Here is a 1,344-nt window from a genome sequence, read left to right as displayed (position 1 = left end):
GGTCGTGCTGCGCACCGACGGCGCGATCGAGGCGCGCACGGCGCAGTCGATCCGTCATCTCGTCGCCGCCGCCATTCCCGGCATGAGCCGCGACAAGGTCACGGTGCTGGACGCCGACGGCTCGATGCTGCTCGCCGAAGAGGACGAGGCGAGCGCTGCCCCGACCAAGATGGCGAGCCTTCAGAAAACGGTCGGCGGCATGGTGCAGGAGAACATCCGCAAGGCGCTGACGCCGTATCTGGGTCTCGACAATTTCGAGGTCAGCGTGGCGCCGCAGCTCTCCACCGACAAACGGCAGATCAACGAGACCGTCTACGATCCGGAGAGCCGTGCCGAACGTTCGGTGCGGAACGTGCGTGAGAAGGAATCCTCGCAGAACGCCGATCGTTCGACGCCGACCACGGTGCAGCAGAATCTTCCCGATCAGCAGGTGAACGCCGGCGGGGGCAAGAACTCCAACGAGGACAAGACCCGCCGCGAGGACGTCACCAATTTCGAGGTCTCGTCCAAGACCACGACGACGGTGAGCGACGGCTATTTGGTGAAGAAGCTCTTCATCGCGGTCCTGGTCAATCGCGCGCGGCTGGTCGCCGATCTCGGCGACAAGAGCAACCAGGCCATCGTCGACAGCAAGCTCGCCGAGATCAGCCAGCTTGCGGCGACGGCCGGCGGACTGGACAAGCAGCGCGGCGACCAGATCCAGGTGACGGCCGTCGACTTCATCGAGGGCTCGCGCGAGCTGGCGCCGGTGCCCCCGATCAGCTTCGTCGAGATGATCAACAAGCAGCTCGGCAGCGTCATCAACGCGGTGACGATCCTGGCCGTTGCTTCGATGCTGGTCTGGTTCGGATTGCGGCCGGCGGTGAACGGCATTCTGACCCATCGCGCGGAGCAGGAGCAGGTCGAGGCCGCCGAGGCCGCGGAGCTCGAAGCTGCTACGGCCCTCGCATTGGCCGAGAGTCAGGACCCCGAGCTCAATCTCGTCGAAGACCTCGAAGGCAAGATGCAGCGAACGCCGCAGAAGCGGCTGGAGCAGATCGTCCGGCTCGATCAGACGCAGGCGGCGGCGATCCTTAAAGACTGGATGCGACGCGAGGAGGCGGCATGAACGCGGCAATCGGAAAGCTCCTGACGCAGTTCGACGCGAACGGCCGGGCCAAGGCACCACCGCCTCCGCCGCCCAGGATCCAGGACGTGCTGACAAGGCCGAAGGAGATCGTGCGCGAGCCTCAACCGCAGCTTCAGGCTCACCCGCAACCTCTGCCCCAGTCGCCGCCTCCGGCGCCGAAGGCGGAAGCCCCGGCGGCAAATCTCCTGGATGATGCTTACCGGCGCGGCCATGCG

General features: G+C 65.8%; 1 protein-coding gene and 1 pseudogene. Both read left to right on the top strand.

Translation table 11 applies throughout. The features are described from left to right. Positions 1–1,108, top strand: a 1,108-nt coding sequence (locus tag MOV75_RS38320) for a flagellar M-ring protein FliF C-terminal domain-containing protein (protein WP_247008027.1), incomplete at its 5' end; no start/stop codon positions are given. Continuing rightward, positions 1,105–1,344, top strand: a pseudogene (locus MOV75_RS38315) (hypothetical protein); the annotation flags it as partial. The gene MOV75_RS38320 and the pseudogene MOV75_RS38315, both read left to right, overlap by 4 nt.

Origin of the sequence: Bradyrhizobium sp. PRIMUS42 (genome assembly GCF_023006515.1) — a bacterium.
Taxonomy (GTDB): domain Bacteria; phylum Pseudomonadota; class Alphaproteobacteria; order Rhizobiales; family Xanthobacteraceae; genus Bradyrhizobium.
Note: the sequence above shows the minus strand (reverse complement) of the source record. Positions and strands in the feature narration are given on the sequence as shown.